Source organism: Streptomyces luteolus (assembly GCF_029968015.1).
Lineage (GTDB): Bacteria > Actinomycetota > Actinomycetes > Streptomycetales > Streptomycetaceae > Streptomyces > Streptomyces luteolus.
In genome coordinates this window covers 147,097-163,921 of the sequence record NZ_JASCIS010000019.1, presented here as the reverse complement: position 1 = coordinate 163,921, position 16,825 = coordinate 147,097, and the positions used below count along the sequence as shown (strand labels likewise).

Annotated in this window: 13 protein-coding genes; 6 read left to right on the top strand and 7 right to left on the bottom strand. The window is 72.8% G+C overall.

Features of this window, described 5'->3' with window-relative positions:
* Positions 1-46: 46 nt before the first annotated feature.
* Positions 47-718 (bottom strand): bifunctional DNA primase/polymerase, encoded by a 672-nt coding sequence (locus tag QIT00_RS20290; protein WP_282536733.1) that lies wholly within the window; start codon positions 716-718, stop codon positions 47-49.
* 473 nt (positions 719-1,191) lie between these two features.
* Between QIT00_RS20290 and nsdA the strand changes: the two genes are divergently transcribed.
* From nsdA to ffh, 5 genes are all read left to right on the top strand, one after another.
* Positions 1,192-2,667: a transcriptional repressor NsdA gene (nsdA, locus tag QIT00_RS20285; protein ID WP_282536732.1), complete on the top strand. Its 1,476-nt coding sequence runs from the start codon at positions 1,192-1,194 to the stop codon at positions 2,665-2,667.
* Between the two features lie 327 nt (positions 2,668-2,994).
* The gene (locus tag QIT00_RS20280) at positions 2,995-4,350 is read left to right on the top strand and encodes an ammonium transporter (protein WP_282536731.1); all 1,356 of its coding nucleotides are present in this window, start codon (positions 2,995-2,997) and stop codon (positions 4,348-4,350) included.
* A complete protein-coding gene (locus QIT00_RS20275) occupies positions 4,347-4,685 on the top strand; it encodes a P-II family nitrogen regulator (RefSeq protein ID WP_282514857.1) in 339 nt (112 codons plus the stop codon). Before QIT00_RS20280 ends, QIT00_RS20275 begins: the two co-directional genes overlap by 4 nt.
* A 26-nt stretch (positions 4,686-4,711) precedes the next feature.
* The gene (locus QIT00_RS20270; RefSeq protein WP_282536730.1) at positions 4,712-7,195 is read left to right on the top strand and encodes a [protein-PII] uridylyltransferase; all 2,484 of its coding nucleotides are present in this window, start codon (positions 4,712-4,714) and stop codon (positions 7,193-7,195) included.
* Positions 7,196-7,494: 299 nt separating this feature from the next.
* Positions 7,495-9,048 carry a signal recognition particle protein gene (gene ffh, locus QIT00_RS20265; protein ID WP_282536729.1) on the top strand — a complete coding sequence of 518 codons (1,554 nt, stop codon included), beginning with the start codon at positions 7,495-7,497 and terminating at the stop codon, positions 9,046-9,048.
* A 20-nt stretch (positions 9,049-9,068) separates the two neighbouring features.
* Here ffh and QIT00_RS20260 read toward each other — a convergent pair whose 3' ends face one another.
* The 6 genes from QIT00_RS20260 to QIT00_RS20235 all read right to left on the bottom strand — a co-directional run bounded on the left by QIT00_RS20260 (position 9,069) and on the right by QIT00_RS20235 (position 14,774).
* Positions 9,069-10,280, bottom strand: a complete 1,212-nt coding sequence (locus QIT00_RS20260; RefSeq protein WP_282536728.1) for an alanine racemase — start codon at positions 10,278-10,280, stop codon at positions 9,069-9,071.
* 271 nt (positions 10,281-10,551) lie between these two features.
* Positions 10,552-11,685 carry an aminotransferase class V-fold PLP-dependent enzyme gene (locus QIT00_RS20255; RefSeq protein ID WP_282536727.1) on the bottom strand — a complete coding sequence of 378 codons (1,134 nt, stop codon included), beginning with the start codon at positions 11,683-11,685 and terminating at the stop codon, positions 10,552-10,554.
* A complete protein-coding gene (locus QIT00_RS20250) occupies positions 11,682-12,704 on the bottom strand; it encodes a phosphotriesterase family protein (RefSeq protein ID WP_282536726.1) in 1,023 nt (340 codons plus the stop codon). Before QIT00_RS20250 ends, QIT00_RS20255 begins: the two co-directional genes overlap by 4 nt.
* Complete coding sequence (locus QIT00_RS20245) at positions 12,701-14,026, bottom strand: YhfT family protein (protein ID WP_282536725.1); 1,326 nt, start codon at positions 14,024-14,026, stop codon at positions 12,701-12,703. The genes QIT00_RS20250 and QIT00_RS20245 overlap by 4 nt, the downstream gene beginning before the upstream one ends.
* Entirely contained in the window at positions 14,023-14,382 is a 360-nt protein-coding gene (locus QIT00_RS20240; protein WP_282536724.1) for a DUF2620 domain-containing protein, read from the bottom strand. The genes QIT00_RS20245 and QIT00_RS20240 overlap by 4 nt, the downstream gene beginning before the upstream one ends.
* Positions 14,383-14,393: 11 nt before the next feature.
* A complete protein-coding gene (locus tag QIT00_RS20235; RefSeq protein ID WP_282536723.1) occupies positions 14,394-14,774 on the bottom strand; it encodes a PRD domain-containing protein in 381 nt (126 codons plus the stop codon).
* 116 nt (positions 14,775-14,890) lie between these two features.
* Here QIT00_RS20235 and ftsH point away from each other — a divergent pair, with 116 nt between their 5' ends.
* A complete protein-coding gene (gene ftsH / locus QIT00_RS20230) occupies positions 14,891-16,816 on the top strand; it encodes an ATP-dependent zinc metalloprotease FtsH (RefSeq protein WP_282536722.1) in 1,926 nt (641 codons plus the stop codon).
* The last annotated feature ends 9 nt before the right edge of the window (positions 16,817-16,825 follow it).

Sequence of the window (16,825 nt, the reverse complement as noted above, 5' to 3'; positions counted from 1 at the left end):
CCCGAAGCTCCGCAGGATTTCGGGAAGGGGCGGGGAGGGGAGAAGCTCAGAGGCCCGAGCGGTGGCTCACGTAAGCCAGCGTGCCCAGCAACAGCCGCGCCGCAGGCGGGTTCGTGGCTGAGTCAAAAGCCGGGGCGCGGAGCCAGTGGGCCGGGCCGAGGCCCGCGTGGTCGGACGGCGGGGCCGTGATGTGCTCGCCGGGCCCGAGCCCGCGCAGGTCCAGGTCGGCGTCGTCCCAGCCCATGCGGTAGAGCAACGCGGGGAGTTCGGCGGCCGCACCGGGGGCGACGAGGAACTGGGCGCGGCCGTCGGGCGTCGCGCTGACCGGGCCGAGCGGGATGCCCATGCGCTCCATGCGGACCAGGGCGCGGCGGCCGGCGGACTCCGCCACGTCCAGGACGTCGAAGGTGCGGCCGGTGGGCAGCAGCACCGCGGCGCCGGGGAACTCGCCCCAGGCGCGGGTGACCTGGCCGAGGGTCGCGCCGGCCGGGATGTGCGCGGCGAAGTCCAGGGGGTGAGCTCCGGGGGCCGGGCAGTCGGCCTTGCCGCAGGAGCACTGCCCGTCGGCGGCGCGGGCGCCGGGCGCCACGTCCCAGCCCCACAGGCCGGTGAACTCCGCCACCGCCGTGCAGTCGGAACTCTGCCCGCGGCGCCGTGAACCGGTGCGCACAGGCCGGATCTCGCGGATGCCCCGGCTGCTGCCGATCGTGAAGCCCATGCCCCCTCCAACGGGTCCGACGCGTCGCTGGTTACGAAGCGCAGTAGAACTGTGACTCTGTGTCGCCGCCGTGCTGTACGCCCCCTGAACTCGCGGGCTCCGCCTGGTCGTCCGGCGGTGGCGCGAGAGGTGGTACGGGGGTGGTGCGGGCGGAACGGCGCGCCCCGGCGCGCTCCGTTCCGCCCGCTCCCGGCTGTTCGATGTCAAGTCAATCGTGTGGAGCGGTCCCTGAGTTCATTCAAAGGGGTGGCGAATGGTGGCGTTTCTGAGAACGCCCTCGCCGGGAGGGTGATCGTAGGACTACTTTCAGTACACGAAACCCGGGGACGCTCGCGTTCATGGGTATGCCGGAGGCAACTCGGTTTCTTGTTCGATGGGTGAGGGTCCGCGGACCGGCAGCCCGAACTCGCGGCACTCTGTTAGGGCTTGGCGCAATGAGGCGCACAACTTGCTTGAGGGATGGGGGCGCTCCAGTGGGCGGCAACGGCGGCAGCGGCGCGAACGCTGACAAGCGCCCCAACGAACAGCTGACTTCGTGGTTCGTGCGCAGTGGTTGGTCCAAGGGCGAGCTCGCCCGCCAGGTGAACCGCAGAGCCCGGCAGCTCGGCGCCAACCACATCTCGACCGACACCTCCCGCGTCCGGCGCTGGCTCGACGGCGAACAGCCGCGGGAGCCGATCCCGCGGATCCTCTCCGAGCTGTTCTCCGAACGCTTCGGCGCCGTCGTCGCCATCGAGGACCTCGGCCTCCGCTCCGCCCACCAGTCGGCCTCGCTCTCCGGGGTCGACCTGCCGTGGACGGGCACCCAGACCGTCGAGATGATCAGCGAGTTCTCGCGCAGCGACCTGATGCTCGCCCGCCGCGGCTTCCTCGGCGCCTCGCTCGCCCTCGCCGCCGGGCCCTCCCTGATCGAGCCCATGCAGCGCTGGCTGGTGCCCAGCCCGGGCGCCGCCCCCGGGGCCGCCGAAGCGGCCGTCCCGATCCGCCGCGCCACCCGCCTCTCCAAGCCGGAGCTCGACCTCCTGGAGTCGACCACCGCGATGTTCCGGCAGTGGGACGCCCAGTGCGGCGGCGGGCTCCGCCGCAAGGCCGTCGTCGGCCAGCTCCACGAGGTCACCGACCTGCTCCAGGAGCCCCAGCCCCCCGCCACCGAGCGCCGCCTCTTCAAGATCGCCGCCGAGCTGGCCGAACTGGCCGGCTGGATGAGCTACGACGTCGGACTCCAGCCCACCGCCCAGAAGTACTTCGTGCTCGCCCTGCACGCCGCCAAGGAAGCGGGCGACAAAGCCCTCGGCTCGTACATCCTGTCCGGGATGAGCCGCCAGATGATCCACCTCGGGCGGCCCGACGACGCCCTGGAGCTCGTCCACCTCGCGCAGTACGGCAGTCGGGACTGCGCCACCCCCCGCACCCAGGCCATGCTGTATGCGATGGAGGCCCGCGCGTACGCCAACATGGGCCAGCCCAGCAAGACCAAGCGGGCCGTCCGCATGGCCGAGGACACCTTCGCCGACGTGGACGACATCGAGGAGCGCGAGCCCGACTGGATCCGCTTCTTCTCCGAGGCCGAGCTCAACGGCGAGAACGCCCACTCGTACCGCGACCTCGCCTACGTCGCAGGCCGCAGCCCCACCTACGCCTCGCTCTCCCACCCCGTGATGGAACGCGCCGTCGAACTCTTCGGCAAGGACCCCGAGCACCAGCGGTCGTACGCACTGAACCTCATCGGCATGGCCACCGTGCACCTGCTGCAGAAGGAGCCCGAGCAGAGCTGCGTGCTCGCCGGGCAGGCCCTCGGCATCGCCAAGAAGGTGCGCTCCGAGCGCGTCAACAACCGGCTCCGCAAGACCGTCGACACCGCGATGCGGTCCTTCGGCGAGGTCAGCGAGGTCGAGCGGCTCACCGACGAGCTCGCCGCGCAACTGCCCGAATCCGCGGAGGCGGTCTGACCAGAGCCGACCGCACCCCACCAGCCCCGGCCGCGGCCGGACCATCCACGACTGCCCGACTCGGCTCCCCCATGCCAGGTCAGCCGGATGGCCCGCCGCGGCCGGCTCCCGTACGGGGGTTCCTCCGCGCACAGGGGAGAAACCCCCACCCGTACGGTCCGGCAGTTCATGCACGCGTAACACGCACGACCTCTTCGTCACTGCGGTGAAACACCGAGGGGCATCGACGGAAACCGCGCTGCGCCAATCTCGTGGCGCATAACCGGCCCACCCCTCATGACCGCTCAGGCTCCGCCCGCACGGGCCGCACACGACGAGGAGACGCCGATGCCTCCAGGCATCACGATCGCCGCAGAAGCCCCGCAGCTCTCTGCCGCCAACACCGGATTCATGCTCATCTGCTCCGCCCTGGTGATGCTGATGACTCCGGCACTGGCCTTCTTCTACGGAGGCATGGTCCGAGTCAAGTCCACCCTGAACATGCTGATGATGAGCTTCATCAGCCTCGGGATCGTCACGATCCTCTGGGTGCTCTACGGCTTCAGCGTCGCCTTCGGCACCGACAAGGGCTCGCTCATCGGCTGGGAGCCCGACTTCCTCGGCCTCAGCGGCATCGGACTGACCGAACTGTGGGGCACGTACGACATCCCCGTCTATGTCTTCGCGGTCTTCCAGCTGATGTTCGCCGTCCTCACGCCCGCCCTCATCAGCGGTGCCCTCGCCGACCGGGTGAAGTTCACCGCCTGGGCGCTGTTCGTCGCGCTGTGGGCGACCCTCGTGTACTTCCCCGTCGCGCACTGGGTGTGGGGCGAGGGCGGCTGGGCCTTCGAGCTCGGCGTCATCGACTTCGCCGGCGGTACCGCCGTGCACATCAACGCGGGTGCCGCGGCACTCGGTGTGATCCTCGTGATCGGCAAGCGCGTCGGCTTCAAGAAGGACCCGATGCGGCCGCACTCGCTGCCGCTCGTCATGCTCGGCGCCGGCCTCCTGTGGTTCGGGTGGTTCGGCTTCAACGCCGGCTCCTGGCTCGGCAACAACGACGGCGTCGGCGCCGTGATGTTCGTCAACACCCAGGTCGCCACCGCCGCCGCGATGCTCGCCTGGCTCGCCTACGAGAAGATCCGGCACGGCGCGTTCACCACCCTCGGCGCGGCCTCCGGCGCCGTCGCGGGACTCGTCGCCATCACCCCGGCCGGCGGCTCCGTCTCCCCGCTCGGCGCGATCGCCGTCGGCGCCGTCGCCGGTGTCCTGTGCGCCATGGCCGTCGGCCTGAAGTTCAAGTTCGGCTACGACGACTCCCTGGACGTGATCGGCGTCCACCTCGTCGGCGGCGTCATCGGCTCGCTGCTCGTCGGCTTCTTCGCCACCGGCGGCGTCCAGTCCGACGCCAAGGGCCTCTTCTACGGCGGCGGCCTCGACCAGCTCGGCAAGCAGGCCCTCGGAGTCCTCGTGACCTTCGCGTACTCCCTGATCGTCTCTGCCATCCTCGCCTGGGTCATCCACAAGACCATCGGCATGCGCGTCAGTGAGGACGACGAGGTCTCCGGCATCGACCAGGTCGAACACGCCGAGACGGCCTACGACTTCAGCGGCGCGGGCGGCGGCACCGCCCCCCGTACCGCCCAGGGCGCACCCCTCGTCAGGACCGCAGAGGCGGCGCAGAACAAGAAGGTGGACGCATGAAGCTCATCACCGCGGTCGTCAAGCCGCACCGGCTCGACGAGATCAAGGAGGCCCTCCAGGCCTTCGGGGTGCACGGACTCACCGTGACCGAGGCCAGCGGATACGGCCGGCAGCGCGGGCACACCGAGGTGTACCGGGGCGCCGAGTACACCGTCGACCTCGTCCCCAAGATCCGGATCGAGGTCCTGGTCGAGGACGACGACGCCGAACAGCTCGTCGAGGTCGTCGTGAAGGCCGCCCGCACCGGAAAGATCGGCGACGGCAAGGTCTGGAGCATCCCGGTCGACACGGCCGTACGGGTGCGCACCGGTGAGCGCGGACCCGACGCGCTCTGAACTGCCTTTGAACGAGGAGCTGTTGGGTGACCAGTGTGGATGTTGCGGCAGAAGCGGAAGACTCCGGACCCAGCAGCTATGCGGCGGCCCGGCTGCGCCTCCTCCAGGACGGGGAGGCGCGGTCCGGGCCGCCGCGCCGTGCGGCCCTCGCCGAGCTGACCGACCGGTGGCTGGCCGGACTCTTCGGGGACGCGGGCGCCCAGCGCGGCGTCTCGCTCGTCGCCGTCGGCGGGTACGGGCGCGGCGAGCTCTCCCCGCGCAGCGACCTCGACCTGCTCCTGCTGCACGACGGCAGCGCAGAGCCGGGCGCCGTCGCCGCCCTCGCCGACCGCCTCTGGTACCCGGTCTGGGACCTCGGTCTCGACCTCGACCACTCGGTACGCACCCCCGCCGAGGCCCGCAAGACCGCCGCCGAGGACCTCAAGGTCCAGCTCGGCCTCCTCGACGCCCGGCACGTCGCCGGGGACCTCGGCCTCACCGCGTCCCTGCGCACCACCGTCCTCGCCGACTGGCGCAACCAGGCGCCGCGGCGCCTCCCGCAGCTCCGCGAACTCTGCGAGGAACGGGCCGTCCGCCAGGGCGAGTTGCAGTTCCTCCTCGAACCCGACCTCAAGGAGGCCCGCGGCGGCCTCCGCGACGCCACCGCGCTGCGCGCCGTCGCCGCCTCCTGGCTCGCCGACGCCCCGCGCGCCGGACTCGCCGAGGCCCGCCGCCGGCTCCTCGACGTACGCGACGCCCTGCACCTCACCACCGGCCGCGCCACCGACCGGCTCGCCCTCCAGGAACAGTCCCAAGTCGCCGGAGAACTCGGCCTCCTTGACTCCGACGCACTGCTCCGGCAGGTGTACGAGGCGGCCCGCACCCTCTCGTACGCGAGCGACGTGACCTGGCGCGAGGTCGGGCGGGTGCTGCGTGCCCGCTCCGCCCGGCCCCGGCTCCGCTCCCTCCTCGGCGGACGAGGCGGACGAGGCGGGCGCGGCTCGGGGAGGCCTGAACCCGAGCGCACGCCGCTCGCCGAGGGCGTCGTCGAGCAGGACGGCGAGGTCGTCCTCGCCCGCGCCGCACGGCCCGACCGCGACCCCGTGCTGCCGCTGCGCGCCGCCGCTGCCGCCGCCCAGGCCGGACTCCCGCTCTCCCCGCACGCCGTCCGACGCCTCGCCACCGCCGGGAAACCCCTGCCCACGCCCTGGCCCGCCGAGGCGCGCGAACAGCTCGTCACATTGCTCGGCGCGGGCCCCGCGACCGTCGACGTGTGGGCGGCCCTGGAAGCCGAAGGCCTGGTCAGCCGGCTCCTGCCCGACTGGGAACGCGTCCGCTGCCGGCCGCAGCGCAACCCCGTGCACACCTGGACCGTCGACCGCCACCTGGTCGAGACCGCCGTACGGGCCGCCGCCCTCACCCGCCGCGTCGGCCGCCCCGACCTGCTGCTCGTCGCCGCGCTCCTGCACGACATCGGCAAGGGCTGGCCCGGCGACCACTCCGTGGCGGGCGAGGTGATCGCCAAGGACGTGGCCGCCCGGATCGGCTTCGACGCGGACGACGTGGCGGTACTGGCCCGGCTCGTACGGCACCATCTGCTGCTTGTCGAGACGGCGACCCGGCGCGATCTCGACGACCCGGCGACCGTCGAGTCCGTCGCGGAGTCCGTCGGCTCGGCCTCGGCCCTCGAACTGCTGCACGCCCTGACCGAGGCCGACGCGCTCGCCACCGGGCCCGCCGCCTGGTCCGCGTGGCGGGCCTCGCTCGTCGCCGACCTCGTCGCCCGCGTCGGCGCCGTCCTCGCGGGCGATCCGCCGCCGCAGCCCGCCGCCGCGCCCACCACCGCCGAGCAGGAACGCCTCGTCGTGGAGGCACACCGCGCGGGCGGGCCCGTACTCGCGCTGCGCGCGCAGACGGAGCGGGCCGATGAGGGGGCGGACGCGGACGGCGAGGAGCCGCTGGGCGTCGAACTGCAGATCGCCGTGCCCGACCAGCCGGGCGTGCTGCCCGCCGTGGCCGGTGTGCTCGCCATGCACCGGCTCACCGTCCGTACGGCCGAGGTCAGCGTCCTCGACCTGCCCGACGAGGTGCCGGCCGACGGCTCCGTCCTCTTCCTGGACTGGCGGGTCGCCACCGAGTTCGGCTCCCTGCCGCAGGCCGCCCGGCTCCGCGCCGACCTGGTCCGGGCCCTCGACGGCACGCTCGACATCCCGGCCCGCCTCGCCGAGCGGGACGCGGCGTATCCGCGGCGTCGTGGTGCGCCCGCCCCGCCTGCGCGGGTCACGGTCGCTGCGTCGGGCTCCCGCCGCGCGACGGTGATCGAGGTCCGGGCCCAGGATGTGCCGGGCCTTCTCCATCGCATCGGGCGTGCGCTGGACGCCGCCGATGTACGGGTGCGGAGTGCGCATGCGTCGACGCTCGGGGCGAATGCGGTGGACGCGTTTTACGTGACGGGTGTGGACGGGGAGCCGTTGCCCGCGCGGGCGGCGCTGGAGGTGGCTCGGGGGGTGGAGGAGGCACTGCGGGGCTGAGGCGGCGCTTCGGGGGCCAGCCCCCGGACCCCCGCTCCTCAAACGCCGGAGGGGCTGGCTTTTTAGGGGCGCGGGGCTGTGTCATTTGCGGCTCCGCCGCGGGGCGCGACCAGCCACGACGGCGCGGCAGTCGAAGGACGGCCGTGAAGCGGGGCCCGGGGCGCGGCCCCGAAGCTGCTGCAAGCTTGCGGGAAGGGGCGGGGAGGGGAAAATCCCATCGGCCGCCGGAGCAGTTTGCCGGGCCCGATACCCTGGAGGGCGACTGTCTTCGCCCCCGACCCTGAGGATCTGCGACCGCCGTGTTCGACACTCTCTCCGATCGCCTCGCAGCGACTTTCAAGAACCTCCGCGGCAAGGGGCGTCTCTCCGAGGCGGACATCGACGCCACGGCACGCGAAATCCGCATCGCCCTCCTCGAGGCGGATGTCGCGCTGCCCGTCGTGCGCGCGTTCATCAAGCAGATCAAGGAGCGGGCCCTCGGCTCCGAGGTCTCGCAGGCCCTGAACCCGGCCCAGCAGGTCATCAAGATCGTCAACGAGGAGCTCGTCGGCATCCTCGGCGGCGAGACCCGCCGCCTCCGCTTCGCCAAGAACCCGCCGACCGTGATCATGCTCGCGGGTCTGCAGGGTGCCGGTAAGACCACGCTCGCCGGAAAGCTCGGCCTCTGGCTGAAGAGCCAGGGCCACTCGCCGCTGCTCGTCGCCTGTGACCTGCAGCGCCCCAACGCCGTGAACCAGCTGGGCGTCGTCGCCGAGCGCGCCGGTGTCGGGTGCTACGCCCCGGAGCCGGGCAACGGCGTCGGCGACCCGGTCAAGGTCGCGCAGGACTCCGTCGAGTACGCCAAGCAGAAGGTGCACGACGTCGTCATCGTCGACACCGCCGGCCGCCTCGGCATCGACCAGGAGCTGATGCAGCAGGCCGCGGACATCCGGGACGCGGTCAAGCCCGACGAGGTCCTCTTCGTCGTCGACGCGATGATCGGTCAGGACGCGGTGAACACCGCGGAGGCCTTCCGTGACGGCGTCGGCTTCGACGGCGTCGTCCTCGCCAAGCTCGACGGCGACGCACGCGGTGGTGCCGCGCTCTCCATCGCGCACGTCACCGGCAAGCAGATCATGTTCGCCTCCAACGGCGAGAAGCTGGACGACTTCGACGCGTTCCACCCGGACCGCATGGCGTCCCGCATCCTCGGCATGGGCGACATGCTCACGCTGATCGAGAAGGCCGAGCAGACCTTCAGCCAGGCCGAGGCCGAGAAGATGGCGGCCAAGCTCCAGAAGGGCCCGAAGGAGTTCACGCTCGACGACTTCCTGGCCCAGATGGAGCAGGTCAGGAAGATGGGCTCCATCTCCAAGCTGCTCGGCATGATGCCCGGCATGGGCCAGATCAAGGACCAGATCAACAACCTCGACGAGCGGGACGTCGACCGTACGGCGGCCATCATCAAGTCGATGACCCCCGTCGAGCGCGCCGAGCCGACGATCATCAACGGCTCGCGCCGGGCCCGTATCGCCCGTGGTTCGGGTGTCGACGTCAGCGCCGTGAAGAACCTCGTGGAGCGGTTCTTCGAGGCCCGCAAGATGATGTCGAAGATGGCCCAGGGCGGCGGCATGCCGGGGATGCCGGGCGTGCCGGGCATGGGCGGCGGCCCCGGCCGGCAGAAGAAGAAGCAGAAGCAGGCCAAGGGCAAGCGGCGCTCGGGCAACCCGATGAAGCGCAAGCAGGAGGAGCAGGAGGCCGCCGCGCGGCGCGAGCAGGCGCAGCAGGGCGGCGGCGCGTTCGGCCTGCCGGCCGGCGGCCAGGACGGTCAGGACTTCGAACTGCCCGACGAGTTCAAGAAGTTCATGGGCTGAGCCCACCGAACGGTTCAGTCCTACGGGTCCGGGTCGCCTGCACGGCGGCCCGGACTCGGTCGTCCGTACGGGACCGGGCGCCCGTAGGAGTCGTAGAGCCCGACCAGGCGGGGCGCGGCGCGGGACAGGTCCGCGACGACCGCGACCGTGCTGCGGGTGACGAACATCTGGGTGCGGAACGCGAGGACCGCCGTATCGCCGAGGCGGGGGCGGGACGTGGAGCGGCCAGGGGCGAGCAGGCGGTAGTAGTCGATGTGCCCGGGCGGCGCCTCCAGGACCGGGAGGCGTTCCCCGGTGCGCGGGAGCAGGGCCGACTCGACACCGCCGCGCGGGTAGAAGCCGCCGCCGAACAGGGCGGGACGGCCGTCGGCGAGCGTGTGCGCGACCTCGGTGACGTACACGTACGCGGGCCGTTCCGGCTGATGAAGGCCGACGGCGTGCAGCGGGGTCGTGCCGGTCAGGGCGTGGCCGGGCTCGCCGTGGGTGGCGCCGTGTGCGGCGAGCAGGGGGAGCGTGGCCGCGCAGGTCGCGCCGGGGGCGCTCAGCTTGAGTGGGCCATGGCCTCGGGCGGACAGGAACGTCCGTGCTTCCAGGGCGAGTTGGAGGTTCGGAGTCGGTACGGGGGTGCCGGTCGAGAGGTCGCAGCGTACGCACGGGAAGGCCGTGACGCCCGCGATCCGCAGCCCGTCCAGCTGCTCCACGGCCGCCGCGAACGCCTCCAGGCCCGCGAGCGGAACGCCGCCCTCCTGGCCGGGGAACGTGGCGTCCGCCGTGCCCGCGACGCGTATCAACACGTCCTGTACGAAGCCGAGTTCGCGGGCCGCGTCCGCGACCGCGCGGGCGTTGTCCAGGTCGTACACCGTGACCGCCTCGGGCCGCCGGGCCAGGAGCGCGGGCAGGGCGCGGCGCGGGATCTGCACGAGATGGCCGAGGTTGCCCGCGCGGGCGCCCGCCGTGTGCAGGGCGTCGGCCTCGGGAGCGTCGATGGCCGCGTACCGGGGGATGTGCCGGGCGATCGCCCTGATCAGCTCGGGGTTGCGGCCGATCTGCTTGACCACGAACCACAGGCCGAGCCGCAGGCGCCCGGCCTCGGCGGCGAGCAGCGCGGCGTTCGCCTCGACCGCGTCCAGGTCGATGACGTACGTGTCCGGCGGGATCGCACCCCGGCCGTGCAGCTCCACGGCGGCGTCCACGAGGGCGGAGTTGCGGGCGACCACGGAGTTCAGGAACACGGGCGGCCTCCTGCGCGGCTAGGTCCTGTCTTCAGTCTCCCGTCGTCGCCCGAAGGGCGGCCCGGCGGCTCCCCCAGCCTTCGGCCGGGGGTGCCCCCAGTGCGTGCTCTCGGCGTGCCGGGCAGGCGCCCTCGTACTGGACGTACTTGGGCGCTTGCCCGGTGCGGCGAGTGGGGGTCCCCCCGGCCGGAGGCTGGGGGAGCGTGCATGGCGTCGCCGGGCTGGGGGCACCTCCCAGCGGTAGCTGGGGGAGGGAGATTGAAGACAGGGCCTAGCGGATGAGTTCGGCCAGGGCGCGGCGCAGGATGTCCACGACCAGGTCCGCGCCCGCGCGCATCGGGTTGACGCGGACCGTCCAGTCGGCGAGTTCCGGGGCGTCGGCCAGGGACGAGCCGGACAGGCGGTAGAACAACGGGGCGATCTCGTAACGGGAGTCGGCGCCCACCGGATGCGGCGCCGCGCCGTGCCGGGCGGCGGTCTCCGGCAGCGCGCGGGCCACCGGAGCCGTCAGCCGCACAAGCAGGCAGCGGTCCTGCGCGTTGGCGATCCGCACCCCCGCGACCCCCTCGACCTCGCCCGCCGCGAGCCGCGCGGCCACCTCCGCGCCGACCTGCGACTGCAGCGCCCACATCACCGGTACGTGCGTGAGGGCCCGCAGCGCGTCGAGCGCCTGGTGGCCCTGGACCTGGCCGCCGCCCGAGTAGTTGTCGCGCCGCACCTTCCCGACCAGGTCGCGCGCCCCCGCCACGAGCCCCACACCCTCCGGCCCGTGCAGCTTGAACAGCGAGAAGCAGGAGGCGTCCGCACCGAGCTCGACCCCGCAGCGCGGCACCCGGAGCACGGCGTAGTTGTCGTCCACCACGGTCCGCACCCCGGCCGCCCGGCACGCCGCGAGCACCGCTCCCGGATCGTACGAGTCGGCAAGCCGCTGCCGGGTGTGCTGGACGTACGCCCAGGCGAACCGGGACGGGCCGGACTCGGACAGGGCGAGCCGGAGCGCGTCGGGGTCGTTGAGGTCGACCCGTACCGTCTCGGTGCCCAGGACGCGCAGGGTCACCTCGGTGGTGCGGTACGGCGGCGCGTCATGGATCAGGAGCGGGCCGGTGACCTGGGAGAGGGCCGCGCGGATCGCGCCCGTACCGGCGCCCTGCACCAGGGCCGCGTCCTCGGCGCCGAAGAAGTCCGCGAGCACCGCCTCCACGCGCGCGGTGGTACGCGGACGCCCCAGCTCCGGTACGACCCCGACGTCGGACGCGAACAGGTCCCGGCCGTCGAAGTGCGCGGCCGTGCACTCCAGAAGCCGGAACTGGCGGGCGATCGCGTCGTCCAGGGGGATCGTGGGGAGGGGGTGCGTGGCGGGGAGCCGGGGGCCCTCGGGATACGTGATGTCACTGTGTGTCGTCATGGGGTCGGGTCACCCGTCCCTCCGGTCAGGAACCGCAGCGGATTGCGCCGGGTCATCAGATCGATCAGCTCCTCGCCCACGCCCGCCGCCCGCACCCGGCCGAGGAAGCACCGGAACAGGTGCCCGTAACCGTGCCCGCCCGCCGACTCCAGATACGCGTGCCGGGAGATGTCGCAGCTGAGCAGGGCCCGGTCGGCGTGCCCGGCGTCGAGCAGGGCGAGCAGCAGCCGCAGCCGGTCGCTGTCGCTGCGGTAGCGCTCCTTGCCGACGGTGTCGAACGCGACGTACGCACCCGCCGCCGCCAACTCCCGGTGCACGGACGGCTCGTCGAGCAGATCCTGGTGGCCGATCGCGACGCGGTGCGGGTCGAGGCCCGCGCCGGTGAGCAGCTCCAGCTGGGCGAGGCCGCCGCGCCCCAGCCGGGCGTGGGTCGCCACGGACAGGCCCCGCGCACGGGCGGCCGCGGCGGCGGCGCGCAGACAGCGGGCCTCGGCCGGGCTCGGGGAGTCGCCGTGGCTGCCCACCTCGCCGATGACGCCGGGGCGGACGCGGGTGCCGCGGCGCGGGGTGGGGTCGGGCCCGGGGCGGGTTTCGTCGGCGCGGGTTCCGTCGGGGCCGGTGCCGATCTCCTCGTCGATCTCCTGGAGCAGAACCCGGGTGAGCTCTTCGACGTCGCGGCCGCCGACCTCGGGTGGGTGGAACGGCTCGTAGTACCAGCCGGTGGCCGCCACGACCGGCACCCGCGCGGCGATCGAGATCCGGGCGAGGGCGCGCGGGTCCCGGCCCATCCCGCGGCAGCTCAGCTCCACGACCAGACCGAGCCCGAACTCGGCGCGCAGCGCGGCCAGTTCGGCGGCGACGTACGGGCCGTGCGTGGCCGGGTCGAGGACGGCGGCGCGGTCACCGGCGCGGTCCAGGTCGACGGCGAGATGCTCGTGCGGCAGGACGGGGCCGCGTACGTCGGCGGGGGAGAGGGGGCCGAGGACGGTCCGCAGCAAGGGCCGCACGGCGCCGGTCACCCCTTCACCCGGGCGAGGGGCGTGAACAGATCCAGCCAGTACAGGAGATTGAGCAGCACACCGCCCACGATCACCGCCGTCGGCGCCGCCGCCATCCGTACGACCGGGCGGCCCATCGCCTCGTTCAGGAGATAGAGGCCGCCGCAGATGAGGATGCCGAGCCCGCCGCCCATCGCGTGCGCGGCCATCAGCGAGCCGAAGAGGATCGCGAGCCCCAGCGCCTCCCCGATCGCGGCCCGCAGCTGCTCCGAGGAGTCCCGCACGCTCGGCAGCCGCCCGAGCACCCGCCCGATCGACGCCAGGGCCAGCACCTCCACGGCGAACACCGCTGCTCCCGCCACCGCCGCGAGCAGCGGGTTCGGCATCAGATAGCCGATCGGGTACGCGAGCGTGAACCCGGCGATGCCGTACGCGCCCGAGGCGAGCGCGGTCGTCGCGATCAGCGGGACGAAACCGAACGCCCGGTAGAAGTCGACCTGCGCGGCCTCCGCGTACTGCCCTTTCGCGATCAGGAAACTCGTGGCCTCGCCGCCGCCGAACACCTTCAGCTGGGCGAGCACGCAGATCCCGGCGCCGAGCAGCATGAACAGCGGCAGATGGCGGCGGAGCCGGGCCGCACCGGCGCTGAACAGCGAGGCCATGGGGTCGTCGGCGGCAGCCGTGGGCGCCTCCCGCGTCCCCTTCCGCCGTACGTCCTTGGCGACGGCGAAGCCGATCAGCAGCAGCACCCCCACCGCCATCGCCAGGGCACCGGGGAACATGCCCGGCCACAGCTTCGAGGTCAGGACGACGAGGGCGAGTTCGACCACGCCGACCACCGCGCCGCGCCACCGCCCGAACTGCCGGGTCACGGCGAGCACCGGGAACAGCGTGAACAGGTACAGGATCGGCGTCGACATCTCCCGCATCGCGGTCAGGAAGTCGACGGGCAGATCGTGCGCCAGCTCGTTCGCGCCGCCCAGACCGAACACGACCACCGCGCCCCAGCCCGCCCCGAGCAGCGGCCCCAGCCACTTCTTCGGCGCGAGGATGCCGAGGACGTCGGTGGGCAGGAACAGCAGCCACGGGTTGAGCACCCCGGACGCCAGCGCCATCGGCGCCCCGAGCCCGAACACAAACCCCGCCGACAGGCCGAACGCCACCGCCGTGGTCGCGGCGCGGGTGCTGCGGCCCTGGACGAAGTCGAGCAGGAACGGCCGTACGCCGTCGTTGAACACGGCGAGCGCCAGATGCGCGACGAACGCGGTCAGCGCACAGAGCGCGACGACCGTGAGCTGCTGCGGCAGCGAGAGGGCGAGCCCGGCCGCGGCGCTCACGGTCACTCGGCCCGTACGGAGATCGCGCGGGCCACGAGCGGGGCGACCGCCTCGGCCCGGTCGAGCGCGAACCCGAAGACCCGCTTGCCCTCGGCGAGCAGCGCCTCCACCTCGTCCGCGCTCGGCACGCCACGGCCGAACGTGTGACAGGCGGGCTGTCCCAGCAGGCCGACAAGGACGCCGAGGGAGGCGCCGGCGCCGGTGTGGCAGGTGCCGAGGTAGTAGTCGGCGCGGCCGTCGCGCAGCAGGAGCGCGGCGTCCATGTCGCCGGAGACGGTCACCTCCACGCCGTCCAGGCCGAGCCGCCGTACCGCCTCGGCCACCTCGGTCTTGCCGACGCCGCCGGTGAGGATCTTCGCCATGGGGAGCCCCTTCACGATCGGTGGATGGAGTGCCGGGCGAGCACGGCCAGGTGCAGCCCCAGGAAGTTGACCTCCGACTCGGGCAGGCGGGCCCCGAGTTCCCGCCGCGCGCGGGCGGCGACGGCACGGGCGCGGGCGACCGCCTCGGGGTGCGCGGCCAGCTCCGCCGCGACCTGCTCGTCCGTGGGGAACTCCGCGATCGGCTCGCCGTCGAGAAGCCGGGTCAGGGCGAGCAGCAGATGGCTGGTGAGCAGCCCCGCGCTCTCCTCGCTGACGGTGTGGCCCTCGGCCGCGAGCCCGGCCAGCTCGGCCGTCACGAACTCCGCCACCTGGGGGCGGACCTGGCCGGTGTCACGGAACAACCGGATGCGGAGCGCGAGCGGTTCGTCCATGAAGCCCTCAGTGATTCGGCGGAAGCGCGACGGCAGCCAGGATCCCGGAAACCCAGGCACCCGCGGATGGAAAGCTCGACATGCCTGGTATGTCCGCTCCGCCAATAATGGCCAGCGTGACCAGCCCTGTGCCTCCCCGCGACCGGACCGACCAGCCGTGGCGCTCGGAGGGCGCACCGCCGCCCCCGCCACCGAAGAAGAAGGTGAGCTGGCGCGGCCTGATCTGGACCGCGCTGCTCGTCTTCCTCCTCACCAACCTGCTGCTGTCGCTCTTCGGGGACGCGCCGCCCACCAAGATCTCGTACACCGAGTTCAGTAAGCAGGTCACGGCCGGCAACGTCTCGAAGATCTACGCCAAGGGCGACCAGATCCAGGGCGACCTGAAGAAGGCCGTGGACGCACCCGAGGGCGAGAAGGGCACGTACGACAAGTTCGCCACGCAGCGGCCCAGCTTCGCCGACGACCAGCTCTGGGACGAGCTCACCAAGGCGAAGGTCACCGTCACCGCCGAGCCCGTCTACAAGGAGCCCAGCCTCCTTACCAACCTGCTGATCTCCCTCCTGCCGATCCTGCTGCTCGTCGCCCTGTGGGTGTTCATGGCCCGGCGGATGGCGGCGGGCGGCCTGGGCGGCGGCGCGGGCGGCATGCTCGGGCGCAAGCAGCCGCCGAAACCGGTCGAGTTGGAGGCAGGCAAGCGCACCACGTTCGCGGACGTCGCGGGCATCGACGAGGTCGAGGGCGAGCTCAACGACGTCGTCGACTTCCTCAAGAACCCCGACAGCTACCGGAAGATGGGCGCCCGCATGCCCGGCGGCGTCCTCCTCGCGGGCCCGCCCGGCACCGGCAAGACACTGCTCGCGCGGGCCGTCGCGGGCGAGGCCGGCGTGCCGTTCTTCTCGGCCTCCGCCTCGGAGTTCATCGAGATGATCGTCGGCGTCGGCGCCTCCCGCGTACGGGAACTCTTCGCCGAGGCCCGCAAGGTGGCCCCCGCGATCATCTTCATCGACGAGATCGACACCATCGGGCGGGCCCGCGGCGGCGGCTCCGGCATGGGCGGCCACGACGAGCGCGAGCAGACCCTCAACCAGATCCTCACCGAGATGGACGGCTTCACCGGCTCCGAGGGCGTCGTCGTCATCGCCGCCACCAACCGCGCCGACGTCCTCGACCCCGCCCTCACCCGGCCGGGCCGCTTCGACCGCACGGTCATGGTCAGCCCGCCCGACCGCAAGGGCCGCGAGGCCATCCTGAAGATCCACACCCGGGACATCCCGCTCGCACGCGACGTCGACCTCGCCCAGGTCGCCCGTACCACCCCCGGAATGACCGGAGCCGACCTCGCCAACCTCGCCAACGAGGCCGCCCTCCTCGCCGTCAAACGCCAGCAGCCCCAGGTCACCGGATCCGACCTCTCCGACGCCCTGGAAAAGGTCCAACTCGGCGCCGAGCGGCCCCTGGTGATGCCCGACGAGGAGCGCCGCCGCACCGCATACCACGAGTCCGGGCACGCCCTGCTCGGCATGCTGCAGCCCGGCGCCGACCCGGTCCGCAAGATCACCATCGTGCCCCGCGGCCGCGCCCTCGGCGTCACCCTCTCCACCCCGGAGGCCGACAGGTACGCGTACACCGAGGAGTATCTGCGCGGCCGCATCATCGGCGCGCTCGGCGGCATGGCGGCCGAGCAGGTCGTCTTCGGCGTCGTCACCACCGGCGCCGAGAACGACCTCGAACAGGTCACCAGCATCGTCCGCGGCATGGTCGGCCGCTGGGGCATGAGCGAACGCGTCGGCCGCCTCTCCGCCCTCCCGGGCGACGCCCAGCAGGCCTACGGCCTCTCCGCCGCCCCCGAGACCCTCGACACCATCGACGGCGAGATGCGCCGCATCGTCGACGAGTGCTACGAGAGCGCCTGCCGCCAACTCCGCGACCACCGCGACCAGTTGGACGCCCTCGCCGAGGCCCTCCTGGCCAACGAGACCCTGGAGGAGGCGGACGCCTACCGCGCGGCCGGCATCACCCGCCTCGCCAAGCACACAGACTGACGCGGTACG

Coding starts and splice junctions, on each gene's coding strand:
- QIT00_RS20255 (WP_282536727.1), bottom strand. CDS start 11,685: ATGACGACACACAGTGACATCACGTATCCCGAGGGCCCCCGGCTCCCC.
- QIT00_RS20280 (WP_282536731.1), top strand. CDS start 2,995: ATGCCTCCAGGCATCACGATCGCCGCAGAAGCCCCGCAGCTCTCTGCC.
- QIT00_RS20290 (WP_282536733.1), bottom strand. CDS start 718: ATGGGCTTCACGATCGGCAGCAGCCGGGGCATCCGCGAGATCCGGCCT.
- QIT00_RS20275 (WP_282514857.1), top strand. CDS start 4,347: ATGAAGCTCATCACCGCGGTCGTCAAGCCGCACCGGCTCGACGAGATC.
- QIT00_RS20235 (WP_282536723.1), bottom strand. CDS start 14,774: ATGGACGAACCGCTCGCGCTCCGCATCCGGTTGTTCCGTGACACCGGC.
- QIT00_RS20240 (WP_282536724.1), bottom strand. CDS start 14,382: ATGGCGAAGATCCTCACCGGCGGCGTCGGCAAGACCGAGGTGGCCGAG.